The sequence below is a fragment of the Paracoccus sp. UBA889 genome (genome assembly GCA_002294185.1).
In the GTDB taxonomy this organism is placed as follows: domain Bacteria; phylum Pseudomonadota; class Alphaproteobacteria; order Rhodobacterales; family Rhodobacteraceae; genus Paracoccus.
Genome location: DBFD01000058.1, coordinates 1 through 11,793, shown reverse-complemented (window position 1 = coordinate 11,793; position 11,793 = coordinate 1). Strand labels below are relative to the sequence as shown.

14 protein-coding genes are annotated in these 11,793 nt (G+C 65.5%); 1 reads left to right on the top strand and 13 read right to left on the bottom strand.

Going from position 1 to position 11,793, the window contains the following annotated elements:
• From B4L36_RS11925 to B4L36_RS11865, 13 genes are all read right to left on the bottom strand, one after another.
• The coding region (locus tag B4L36_RS11925; RefSeq protein ID WP_292957439.1) for a 2Fe-2S iron-sulfur cluster-binding protein at positions 1 to 323 on the bottom strand (323 nt) is incomplete at its 3' end.
• Positions 324 to 334: 11 nt separating this feature from the next.
• Entirely contained in the window at positions 335 to 754 is a 420-nt protein-coding gene (locus tag B4L36_RS11920) for a DUF5333 domain-containing protein (protein WP_292957436.1), read from the bottom strand.
• Positions 755 to 858: 104 nt separating this feature from the next.
• Positions 859 to 2,154 (bottom strand): NADH-quinone oxidoreductase subunit NuoF, encoded by a 1,296-nt coding sequence (nuoF, locus tag B4L36_RS11915; protein ID WP_292957433.1) that lies wholly within the window; start codon positions 2,152 to 2,154, stop codon positions 859 to 861.
• Between the two features lie 27 nt (positions 2,155 to 2,181).
• A complete protein-coding gene (locus B4L36_RS11910; protein ID WP_292957430.1) occupies positions 2,182 to 2,397 on the bottom strand; it encodes a DUF5337 domain-containing protein in 216 nt (71 codons plus the stop codon).
• The gene (locus tag B4L36_RS11905; RefSeq protein WP_292957427.1) at positions 2,397 to 3,164 is read right to left on the bottom strand and encodes a helix-hairpin-helix domain-containing protein; all 768 of its coding nucleotides are present in this window, start codon (positions 3,162 to 3,164) and stop codon (positions 2,397 to 2,399) included. Before B4L36_RS11905 ends, B4L36_RS11910 begins: the two co-directional genes overlap by 1 nt.
• 31 nt (positions 3,165 to 3,195) lie before the next feature.
• Positions 3,196 to 4,461, bottom strand: a complete 1,266-nt coding sequence (locus B4L36_RS11900) for an NADH-quinone oxidoreductase subunit E (protein ID WP_292957424.1) — start codon at positions 4,459 to 4,461, stop codon at positions 3,196 to 3,198.
• Positions 4,461 to 5,702 (bottom strand): NADH-quinone oxidoreductase subunit D, encoded by a 1,242-nt coding sequence (locus B4L36_RS11895; protein ID WP_292957421.1) that lies wholly within the window; start codon positions 5,700 to 5,702, stop codon positions 4,461 to 4,463. The genes B4L36_RS11900 and B4L36_RS11895 overlap by 1 nt, the downstream gene beginning before the upstream one ends.
• Entirely contained in the window at positions 5,702 to 6,322 is a 621-nt protein-coding gene (locus tag B4L36_RS11890) for an NADH-quinone oxidoreductase subunit C (protein ID WP_292957418.1), read from the bottom strand. The genes B4L36_RS11895 and B4L36_RS11890 overlap by 1 nt, the downstream gene beginning before the upstream one ends.
• Positions 6,323 to 6,325: 3 nt before the next feature.
• A complete protein-coding gene (locus tag B4L36_RS11885) occupies positions 6,326 to 6,850 on the bottom strand; it encodes a NuoB/complex I 20 kDa subunit family protein (protein WP_292957415.1) in 525 nt (174 codons plus the stop codon).
• Positions 6,850 to 7,215: an NADH-quinone oxidoreductase subunit A gene (locus B4L36_RS11880; protein WP_292957412.1), complete on the bottom strand. Its 366-nt coding sequence runs from the start codon at positions 7,213 to 7,215 to the stop codon at positions 6,850 to 6,852. Before B4L36_RS11880 ends, B4L36_RS11885 begins: the two co-directional genes overlap by 1 nt.
• A gap of 263 nt (positions 7,216 to 7,478) precedes the next feature.
• Positions 7,479 to 8,069: an outer membrane protein gene (locus tag B4L36_RS11875; RefSeq protein ID WP_292957409.1), complete on the bottom strand. Its 591-nt coding sequence runs from the start codon at positions 8,067 to 8,069 to the stop codon at positions 7,479 to 7,481.
• Positions 8,070 to 8,212: 143 nt separating this feature from the next.
• Complete coding sequence (locus B4L36_RS11870) at positions 8,213 to 8,899, bottom strand: ABC transporter ATP-binding protein (protein WP_292957406.1); 687 nt, start codon at positions 8,897 to 8,899, stop codon at positions 8,213 to 8,215.
• A complete protein-coding gene (locus B4L36_RS11865) occupies positions 8,892 to 10,193 on the bottom strand; it encodes a lipoprotein-releasing ABC transporter permease subunit (RefSeq protein ID WP_292957403.1) in 1,302 nt (433 codons plus the stop codon). Before B4L36_RS11865 ends, B4L36_RS11870 begins: the two co-directional genes overlap by 8 nt.
• A gap of 377 nt (positions 10,194 to 10,570) precedes the next feature.
• Here B4L36_RS11865 and sucC point away from each other — a divergent pair, with 377 nt between their 5' ends.
• Positions 10,571 to 11,764 (top strand): ADP-forming succinate--CoA ligase subunit beta, encoded by a 1,194-nt coding sequence (sucC, locus tag B4L36_RS11860; protein ID WP_292957399.1) that lies wholly within the window; start codon positions 10,571 to 10,573, stop codon positions 11,762 to 11,764.
• The last annotated feature ends 29 nt before the right edge of the window (positions 11,765 to 11,793 follow it).

Below are 11,793 nucleotides of genomic sequence, written 5' to 3'. Positions count from 1 at the left end.
AGCGGGTGGTTGATCAGCAGGAACTCCATCACGCCTTCACGCGCCTTCTTGACCATCGGGCTGTTGGTGCGGACCTCGGGCGGGGCGCCTTCGGGACCGGGGCGCAGATCCTTGACCTGCATCGCGCAGGAGGCGGCGGGCTTGGGCGGGCCGCCCACGACCTCGACCAGGCACATGCGGCAATTGCCGGCGATGGAGAGACGTTCGTGATAGCAGAAGCGCGGGATCTCGATCCCCGCCTGTTCACAGGCCTGGATCAATGTCAGATTGGGATCGACCTCGATCTCGGCGCCGTCGATCTTGATTGTCCGCAAATCGGCCATCATCACTTTCCTTACCTTGCGCTCAGCAACGATCCCGTGACCGTATTCTTCGCGATTTCCTGCCGCCCCAGGCGGCAAAAGCTGTCGGCATCCCCGGCCGCCGCCCCGTTCCGGTCCAGATAATCCTCGGCCACGGCATAGATGCGGTCCTTGTCGGCGCGGCTGTCCAGGAACGCCTCGATCTGGGCCGTGGAATAGCCCTTGTCGCGCGCGTATTTCTTCAGCGCGCGCGCCTGCATGAAGGCAAAGACGACGCGCCCGTCGATGCTGGGACATTCGCGGCGGATGCGATCGGCGATCCGCGCCGCGATCAGACGGTCATTGATGTATTTTTCCTGCGCCAGCGGCTCCAGCGCGGCGGCCTGCGTCGCGGCCATTCCCAGGATCGCGACCAGAGCGGTCGCCACGCGGTTGCGGTTCTGTCGTTTCATCGTCCGTGCCCTTCTTCTGTCATGGCCCCTGCCATAACAGCCGCCTGCACGGGTTTCCCCACACGACCCCGTGCGCGCGGCGTGAGCATATGCACGCGCGGACATCATTGCGCCGCCATCGCTCCCATGCGTCCGGTGCGTTTCGCCTTGATCCGGTCCTCGATCTCGCCGCGGAAATTGCGGATCAGGCCCTGGATCGGCCAGGCGGCGGCATCGCCAAGCGCGCAGATCGTGTGGCCCTCGACCTGCTTGGTCACGTCCAGCAGCATGTCGATTTCCTCGACCTCGGCCTGACCCGTCACCAGCCGTTCCATGACCCGCATCATCCAGCCCGTGCCCTCGCGGCAGGGCGTGCATTGCCCGCAGCTTTCATGCTTGAAGAACTTCGCCAGCCGCCACACCGCCTTGATCACATCGGTGTCCCGGTCCATGACGATCATGCATGCGGTGCCGAAGCTGGATTTCAGATCCCGCATCCCGTCATAGTCCATGATCGCGGATTCCGCCTGTTCGGCGGTGATGACCGGGCAGGACGCCCCGCCCGGAATGATCGCCTTGAGGTTCTTCCAGCCGCCGCGCACGCCGCCGCCATGTTTCTCGATCAGTTCCTTCAGCGGGATCGACATCGCCTCCTCGACGACGCAGGGATTGTTGAGATGCCCGGTCAGGCCGAACAGCTTGACGCCGGCATTGTTCGGCCGGCCGAAACCCGCGAACCATTCCGCGCCCCGGCGCAGGATCGCCGGCACCACGGCGATGGATTCGACATTGTTCACCGTGGTCGGGCAACCATAAAGACCCGCGCCCGCCGGAAACGGCGGCTTCATGCGCGGCATCCCCTTCTTGCCTTCCAGGCTTTCCAGCAGCGCCGTTTCCTCGCCGCAGATATAGGCGCCGGCGCCGTGGGTCAGGTAGAGGTCGAAATCCCAATCCGAACCGGCCGCATCGCGCCCCAGCAGCCCCGCGTCATAACATTCGTCGATCGCAGCCTGCAGCGCCTCGCGCTCGCGGATATATTCCCCGCGGATATAGATATAGCAGGCATGGGCGCCCATCGCGAAACTGGCGATCAGCGCGCCTTCGATCAGCGTGTGCGGATCATGGCGCATGATCTCGCGGTCCTTGCATGTCGCGGGTTCGGATTCGTCGGCATTGATGACCAGATAGGCGGGCCGGCCATCGCTTTCCTTGGGCATGAAGGACCATTTGAGACCGGTGGGAAAGCCCGCGCCGCCCCGCCCGCGAAGCCCCGATGCCTTGACGATCTCGACGATCTTGTCGCGGCCCAGCCCGATCAGATCGGCGGTGCCGTCCCAGTTGCCGCGCTTTTTCGCGGCATCGAGGCCCAGATCGCCCATGCCATAGAGATTGGTGAAAATGCGGTCCTGGTCTTGCAGCATCAGACTCTTGTTCCTCTCATCCACGGGCTAGGAGTCGTTCCTGCGCCGCCAGATACGCCAGGTCACGATCAGCGACCAGACAAAAGCGCCGATCGCGGCCAGATCGGCCAGGAATGCCCACCGCGCCGCCCAGCCATAGCGCGCGCCCAGCCATTGCACGACGATCCAGGCGGTCATCGCCACCGCGATGACCACGGCCGCCTGCCGGATCTGGGCGGTGTCGCGGTCCGGCCGTCCCGCCATCAATACACGTCACCCTTCTCGACCCGGGCGGAAAATTCGGTCTCGCCGCCCGAGGCCAGCACCTTGGCCTGATCGACCCAGTCTTCGCTGCGGATCCGCGTTCCCATGCGGCCGAGGATCTCGGCGAAACGGTCGATCTCGGCCTCGTCCCAGGCGGCGATCTGCGCGAAACGGGTCACGCCGTGTTCGTGCAGCGTTTCCTCCAGCTTGGGTCCGACGCCCTTGATCTGCTTCAGATCATCCGCTGCGGCAGGATCCGCGTCCGTCGGTCCGGTGGCGGCCGCGCCGGCATCGGTTGCCCGTGCCGGATCGCTGGCGGAGGAATGGATGTCGTTCTTCTCGGGCTCGGGCCGCGGGCCGCCACGGCCGGCCTGCGCCTCGCCAGAGGGCGCGACATCGGCTTGCGGCGCAGGATCGGCCTGCGGCGCGGGGTGGTCGGGCTGCGCGGCCGGAACGGGTGACGCGGTGGCGGCGCCCGCGAAGGCCATCGCCGCCTCGGATTCGCTGCCACGCGGACGGGGCGTCTCGACCGGATCGGCGGCGCGGGTGGGCCGGGAACCGGGATGCCAGTGCGAACCGTCCATCGCCGCGTGTCCGTGGCACAGCGCCCAGATCAGCAGCAGCGCCAGAAGCACACCGGCGATGATGCCGAGAAACAATCCCCCCAGCCAGCCGGCCGAGCCGATGCCCGCGCTGAAAATCCAGACCAGAAGGCCCAGCCCGGCCCCGGCAATCCAACAATTTCTGTTGCAGTTCGCATCCGCCATGTGCCTGTCCCCGTGTCAGACCCGTATCAGGTCAATCCTTGCCTGACTCCTCGCCGTCCCGGCCTCCGTCCTGCGCGGCGCGGCGCGACGATCCGGTCTCGCCGTCATCGGCCAGCGCCCTGGCCTGTCCGGTCCAGTCGTCGCGGCCGGCCCTTCCCTTGAAACCTTCCAGATTGGCATCGACCCAGGCCAGTTCCTCGGGACCCCATGCGGCGATCTGGTCGAAATGGTAAAAGCCCATTCCGTTCAGCATCTCCTCCAGCTTCGGCCCGACCCCCTTGATCAATTTCAGATCGTCGGCAGAGCCGTCCCTCGGGGCATCGAGCCCCTCGGGCCGGCGGCCCGCATCGGCGGGTGCGGCGGTGTCGCCGTCAGCCTTGCGGGCATCGCCGCGGTCGTCTTTCTCGACCGCATCTTCCTGCGCGCGCACGCCCTCGGGTTCGCGGTCGGAAGGCGGATTGGCGGCCGAGGCGGCCTGTGCCTCGTGTTCGGTCACGCCGGTCTTGTCGGCGGGCTGGCCATTGGCGGGGCGCGGGTCGTGCCGGGGCCCGGCATCGAGCCCGGTCTGATCATCCGCGGCCGCGGCGGGGCGGTCGCGATCCAGCCATTTCGTCAGGATCGGAACCTCGGTCCCGTCGATCCGCTTCACCGTGTCGCCATGACGCCGCGCAAGCGATGCGCTGGCATTCAGCTCATTGCCCTCGCGTTCGGTCAGGCTGGTCAGCCCCGACGCGGGTTCCGATGCGAAACGGCCGTTCTGCGGACCGGGCAGCGGCACCTGACCTTCGGAAAAGGCGTCGATCAGCCGTTCAAGCTTTTCGGGCGTCAGATCCTCGTAGTAATCCTTGCCGATCTGGGCCACCGGCGCATTGGCGCAGGCGCCCAGGCATTCGACCTCTTCCCAGCTGAACTTGCCGTCGGCCGAGACCATGTGCGGATTGGGCGCGATCTTGCGCTTGCAGACCTCGATCAGCGCCTCGGCCCCGCAGATCATGCAGGTCGTGGTGCCGCATATCTGGATATTGGCAACCGATCCAATGGGTTTAAGCTGGAACATGAAGTAGAATGTGGCGACTTCCAGGGCCCGGATATAGGGCAGATCCAGCAGATCGGCGCAATATTCGATGGCCGGGCGCGACAGCCAGCCTTCCTGTTCCTGCGCGCGCCACAGGATCGGGATGATCGCCGATTGCCTGCGGCCTTCCGGGTATTTGGTCATCTGTGCCTCGGCCCATTCCCGGTTCTTGGGCGTGAAGGCGAAGCCGTCGGGTTGTTCGGGGCTCAGTCGGCGAAGCATCAGCGGTCAACCTCTCCGAACACGATATCCATCGTGCCGATAATTGCGGAAACATCGGCCAGCAAGTGGCCCCTGGCCATCCAGTCGATGGATTGAAGATGCAGGAAACCGGGCGCGCGCAGCTTGGCGCGATAGGGCTTGTTGGTGCCATCGCTGGTCAGGTAGACGCCGAACTCGCCCTTGGGCGCCTCGACCGCGGCATAGACCTCGCCGGCGGGAACCCGGAAACCCTCGGTATACAGCTTGAAATGGTGGATCAGGCTTTCCATGTCGCGCTTCATCTCGCTGCGCCGGGGCGGGGTCAGCTTGCCGCGCGCCAAAATGTCGCCCTGCCCGGCCGGTTCGCGCAGCTTGTCGATCGCCTGCCGCATGATGCGGACCGACTGGCGCATCTCTTCCATGCGGACCAGATAACGGTCATAGCAATCGCCATTCTTGCCGACCGGGATGTGAAAGTCGAATTCGTCATAGCATTCGTAGGGCTGCGACCGCCGCAGATCCCAGGCCATCCCCGAACCGCGCACCATCACGCCGGAATAGCCCCAGTCCAGCACGTCCTGTTCATGGACGATGCCGATATCGACATTGCGCTGCTTGAAGATCCGGTTCTCGGTCAGCAGCCCGTCAAGATCGTCCACGACCTTCAGGAACGGATCGCACCAGGCCTCGATATCGTCGATCAGGTCGGGCGGCAGATCCTGATGCACGCCACCGGGGCGGAAATAGGCCGCGTGCAGGCGGGCTCCGCAGGCGCGCTCGTAGAACACCATCAGCTTTTCGCGTTCCTCGAAGCCCCACAGGGGCGGGGTCAGCGCGCCCACGTCCATGGCCTGCGTGGTCACGTTCAGCAAATGGCTGAGAATGCGGCCGATCTCGGAATACAGCACCCGGATCAGGCTGGCGCGGCGCGGAATCTCGACACCCGACAGCCGTTCGATGGCCATGCACCAGGCATGTTCCTGATTCATCGGCGCGACGTAATCCAGCCGGTCCAGATAGGGCAGGTTCTGCAGATAGGTGCGGCTTTCCATCAGCTTCTCGGTGCCGCGATGCAGCAGCCCGATATGCGGGTCACAGCGTTCGACCACCTCCCCGTCCAGCTCCAGCACCAGCCGCAAGACGCCATGCGCGGCAGGGTGTTGCGGGCCGAAGTTGATGTTGAAGTTGCGGATGCGCTGTTCGCCGGTCAGCGTGTCGGAAGAACCGTCGTCATAGACATTGTTGCGGATATCGCCGTCCATCACTTCGCCCCCTGCTTCTCGTCGCCCGGCAGGACGTATTTCGCGCCCTCCCAGGGCGACAGGAAATCGAACTGGCGGTATTCCTGGGTCAGGTTCACCGGCTCGTAGACCACGCGCTTGACGGATTCGTCATACCGCACCTCGACATAGCCCGTGGTCGGGAAATCCTTGCGCAGCGGATGCCCGCGAAAGCCGTAATCGGTCAAGAGCCGCCGCAGGTCGGGATGGCCCGAGAACAGGATCCCGAACATGTCGAAGATCTCGCGCTCGAACCAGTTCGCACTGGGGAAGATGCCGATGATCGAGGGCACCAGCTCATCCTCGCGGACGCTGACCTTCACGCGGATACGGTGATTCTGATACATCGACAGGAAATGCCAGACCACGTCGAAACGCTGCTGCCGTTCGGGGTGATCCAGGGCGGTGATGTCGACCAGCGTCGAGAAGCGGCAGGACGAATCGGTGCGCAGGAATTCGACCAGATCCAGGACGCCGCTGACGGTCGAGGCGACGGTCAGCTCGCCATGGGCGATCGCGGTATCCAGCACCTCGTTCGAGCGGCGCAGCTTGATGTGATCGGCCAGTTGGTCCAGCGCGTCGAGATCGGGATAGACGGACATGGCTTACCTCACCAGCGTGCCGGTGCGCCGGATCCGGCGCTGAAGTTGCAGGATGCCGTATAGCAGCGCCTCGGCGGTGGGCGGACAGCCGGGAACATAGATGTCGATCGGCACGATCCGGTCGCAGCCACGCACGACCGAATAGCTGTAATGGTAATAGCCGCCGCCATTGGCGCAGCTTCCCATGCTGATGACATAGCGCGGCTCGGGCATCTGGTCATAGACCTTGCGCAGCGCGGGCGCCATCTTGTTGGTCAGCGTGCCCGCGACGATCATCAGATCCGACTGGCGCGGCGATGCGCGCGGCGCGGTGCCAAAGCGTTCCAGGTCATAGCGCGGCATGGAGACCTGCATCATCTCGACCGCGCAGCAGGCCAGACCGAAGGTCATCCAGTGCAGCGACCCGTTGCGGGCCCAGTTGATGATGTCCTCGGTCGTGGTCAGCAGGAAACCCTTGTCCTGCAATTCGCGGTTCAGCGTCTGCGTCGCGACCTCGCGGTCGGGGCCGGCGGTGTTCGCGCCTGTCATCACGCCCATTCCATCGCCCCCTTCTTCCATTCATAGGCAAAGCCGATTGTCAGCACGATCAGGAACACGATCATCGACCAGAAGGCCGGATCCGAAAGCCCGGCGAAGCTGACAGCCCAGGGAAACAGGAATGCCATTTCCAGATCGAAGATGATGAACAGGATCGAGACCAGGTAGAAGCGCACGTCGAACTTCATCCGCGCGTCGTCGAAGGCGTTGAAACCGCATTCGTAGGCGCTGACCTTTTCGGGGTCGGGATTGCGCACGGCGATGACGATGGCCGCCAGCATCAGGACCAGCGCCAGCGCCGAGGCCATCGCCGCGAAGACGAGGATGGGCAGATATTCCTGCAACAATGGTTCCACGGGCGAATCCCCCTTTCGGCCGCGGGATCGGTGGCTGCCCGCGACGGGTTGGCTGTGGCCGGTTTAGCCTTGCGGGCCACCGGGGTCAACGGCGACGGATCGCCGCGCATTCCTGCAAAATCCCGCCATCGGCCCGTTTGACCGCGCCTTCCGCGCGGGCCGCGCCGCGATGCGCCGCGACGCGCCTGGAACATCCCTTCCGGTGAATGAAAAGACGGGCGGTCGCAGGGGCCGCCCGTCCTGTCGCAGAAACCCGTCCGCGATCAGAAGCGATACGAGGCGCGCATCTGCACCATGTCGGTGTCCAGATCCAGGCCGTTCACGTTGGACACGTCCTTGAAGTCCTGGCGGGTGTATTCGGCGCCGACCGAAAACCGGTTGTTGACCATGTATTCGGCCCCCAGCCCATAGGCAAAGGCGCCCTCGGACACGTCGCCCGCATCCTGGTTGGTCGAAATCCGGGCATAGCCGGCCGTCAGATAGGGCATGAACCTGCCGAACTTCATCCCGGCGCGGCCCTTCAGACGCGCCAGGTCGCCATCGCCGCCGTTATTGTCGAGATTGATCTTGTTGTAATCCAGCTCGCCGCCGACGACATAGCGGCCCATGTCGTAGAGATAGCCGCCGTGCAGACCATAGGCGTCGAGATTTTCGTCGAAGCCGCCGTTCGACAGGCTGGCATTGCCCTTGCCGTATTGCAGACCGCCGTAGAAGCCGCCCCAGTTCGGGCCCTGCTCGACCACGGGCGCGGTGATGATGGCGGGGCTGCTTTCGGCGACGGGCGCCGTATAGCCCCCGGCCGAAGCCGCACCGGCCGTCAGGATCGCCGCGGTGGAGATGATTGCGAATTTCATACCATTTCTCCTTTGCTGTCGAATGGTTGCGTCGATGTCTGCCCAACGCGCGGGATTCGCAAGGGATCGCCGGAAAAGGTGATCGGGCCGGCGGATGTGGTCTTGCTGCAACAGGCCGGGCGGCGCGGCCGGGCCTGCGAAGGTCAGCCCGGCGGGGTGTCGCCGGCGGCCCCGGTCAGCCGGATCACCCGGTCCATCCGCGCCGCCAGGTCGTGATTATGCGTCGCGATCAGCGCGGCCAGCCCGGTCTCGCGAACCAGCGCCATCAGCATGTCGAACACCCGGTCCGAGGTGCCGGGGTCCAGGTTTCCGGTCGGCTCGTCCGCCAGCAGCAGCGCCGGCGCATTGGCCAGCGCCCGGCAAAAGGCCACCCGCTGCTGTTCGCCCCCCGACAATTCGGCCGGGCGATGGGCGGCCCGATGGGCCAGCCCGACACGGTCCAGCAGGCCCTCCGCCCGCGCCGCCGCATCCCGCGCGGCCCGGCCATCGGCCAGTTGCGGCAGCACGATATTCTCGGCGGCGCTGAATTCGGGCAGCAGGTGGTGGAACTGATAGACGAAACCCAGCTCGCGCCGCCGCGCCTCGGTCCGGGCCCTGTCGGGCAGGCCGGTCATGTCGCGCCCGTTCAGCCACACCTTGCCGCCATCCGGCGTGTCCAGCAGCCCGGCGATATGCAGCAGCGTCGATTTGCCCGCCCCCGACGGCGCGACCAGCGCCACGACCTCGCCGCGCGCGACGGACAGGTCGATCGGGCGCAGCGCCTCGACCGGGGCCGGTCCGCCCTTGCCATAGGTCTTGGACACGGCCTCCAGCCGCAACACGTCACTCATAGCGCAGCGCCTCCACCGGGTTCATCCGCGCGGCGCGGCGGGCGGGAAAGATGGTGACGATGAAGGACAGGACCAGCGACAGGGCGACGGCGCGAAAGATGTCCCAGGCCCGCAATTCGGCCGGCAGCCGATAGATGCCGCGGACCTCGGGCTGCCAGGCGCCGCCGCCGCTCAGCGCGTTGATGGCGGCCATGATGTTGTCCACGTTCAGCGCCAGCGTGACACCCAGGATCACCCCCGCAAGGGTCCCGATCACGCCGGTAAAGGCCCCGCAGAGAAAGAAGACCCGCAGGACCGCGCCCTCGGTCAGCCCCATCGTGCGCAGGATGCCGATGTCGCGGCCCTTGTTCTTGACCAGCATGATGAGGCCCGAGGTGATGTTCATCGACGCGATCAGGACCAGCACCGACAGAATCACGAACATCACGTCATCCTCCATGTCCAGCGCCGACAGGAACGAGCCCGAGGAATCCTTCCACGACCAGACCTGCGCCCCCTCGCCCGCCGCCCGCATCAGCGGCAGGGTCCAGTCGTCCACCTTCTCGGGATCGGTCACATAGACCTGGATCTCGTCGGCCGCGCCCTCGCGGTTGAAATAGCGCTGCGCCTCGGCCAGCGGCATGTAGATCCGCGTCCGGTCGATGTCATAGCGGCCGGCGCTGAAGACATAGACGACCTCGTAGGCACTGACCCGCGGCGTCGTGCCGAAGGCGGTGCGCGCGCCCTCGGGCGCGATCAGGCGCAGCTTGTCGCCGACACCCAGCGACAATTCCCGCGCGATGCCGGATCCGATGGCGATGCCGTTGTCGAAATCATCGACATTGCCCGATGAGGTCGCCGGATCGACGATCCGTGGCATCGCCTTCAGATCGTCCGGCGTGACGCCATAGACCTCGGCCACGTTCGACGATCCGTTGGCCGTGGCCATGACCTGGCCGCGCACGACCGGCTCGGCCCGGAGGACGCCCGGCACCTTGGCCAGCCGGGCCGCCATCGCGTCGTAATCCCGGATCCGGCCGGGGGTGACATAGACCTCGTCGGTCAGCGGGTTCCGGATCTGCTGCGGGGACAGATAGACGCTGGTATGGGCATTGGCGCCCAGGATCGTGTCCACGAACTCGGCCCGGAACCCCGCGCGCACCGCCAGCGTCGCGATCAGCGCCATCACGCCGAGGGCGATCCCGATCAGGCTGATCCAGGTCATCACGCTGACCCCGCCCTCGGCCCGGCGCGCCCGCAGATAGCGCCAGGCGATCAGGAATTCGTAACGGGAAAAGGGCGCGGGGCTGGACATCCGGGGGGCCTTTGCAAAATCGCGGCGAACCTGACCGCAGCCGCCCGGAAGATCAAGCCGACAAAGGCGTGAACCCCTGCGCGCGGCGCGACGATGCGGCGTGACGGGGCGAACCTGGCCCTGCCCGCCGCTCCCCCGCCGGTGGTCATGCCCGCGCGTCACGCCGCGCCGCGCGACCCCGGGACTCCGCCGCGCCGGCCCCCGGGGTCGCGCTGGTTCCGTTAACGAAAAGCTCTTTGTGATCACAGTCTTTCGGGCTGTGATCACAATCGCGGTCTTCTGGCCGTTTTTCGCAATGCGGCTTGGAAATCCTTTCGCCTCCCCCCCGGATTGTGCCAAGACACCGGCAAATCTGCAGAACCGATGAGGGGGTCGCGATGAACATTCACGAATATCAGGCCAAGGCGCTGCTGCGCCATTACGGCGCGCCGGTCAGCGACGGTCGTGTCGTGACCAAGGCCGACGAGGCCAAATCGGCCGCGGGCGAGCTGGACGGCCCGCTGTGGGTGGTCAAGGCGCAGATCCATGCCGGCGGCCGCGGCAAGGGCCATTTCGCCGAAGCCGCCGCCGGCGAGAAGGGCGGCGTGCGTCTGGCCAAATCCGTGGCCGAGGCCGAGGAACTGACCCGCCAGATGCTGGGACGCACGCTGGTCACGCACCAGACCGGTCCCGCCGGCAAGCAGGTCAACCGCATCTATATCGAGGACGGCAGCGATATCGAGCGCGAATTGTATCTGGCCCTGCTGGTCGATCGCGGCACCAGCCGCGTCAGCTTCGTCGCCTCGACCGAGGGCGGCATGGATATCGAGGAAGTCGCCGCCAACACCCCCGACAAGATCGTCAGCTTCAGCGTCGATCCGGCCTCGGGCCTGTCCGATTTCCACGGCCGCCGCGTGGCCTTCGCCCTTGGCCTCAAGGGCGGGCAGGTCAAGCAATGCGTGGCCCTGATCCGCAACCTCTATCGCCTGTTCATCGAACGCGACATGGAGATGCTGGAGATCAACCCGCTGATCGTGACCACCGATGGCACCCTGAAATGCCTCGACGCCAAGATGGGTTTCGACAACAACGCGCTGTACCGCCAGCCCGACATCATGGCCCTGCGCGACGAAAGCGAGGAGGATCCCAAGGAACTGGCGGCGTCGAAGTTCGACCTGAACTATATCGCGCTGGACGGCGAGATCGGCTGCATGGTCAACGGCGCCGGGCTGGCCATGGCCACGATGGACATCATCAAGCTCTATGGCGCCGAACCCGCCAACTTCCTTGACGTCGGCGGCGGCGCGACCCGCGAGAAGGTGACCGAGGCATTCAAGATCATCACCTCGGACAAGAACGTCAAGGGCATCCTGGTCAACATCTTCGGCGGCATCATGCGCTGCGACATCATCGCCGAGGGCATCGTCGCCGCGGTGAAGGAAGTCGGCCTGGAAGTTCCGCTGGTCGTGCGGCTGGAAGGCACGAATGTCGAAAAGGGCCAGGAGATCATCGCCAATAGCGGCCTCAACGTGACCTCGGCCGACGACCTGTCGGATGCGGCCGAGAAGATTGTCAAAGCGGTGAAAGGATAAGCGGGATGGCCATTCTCGTCGACAAGACC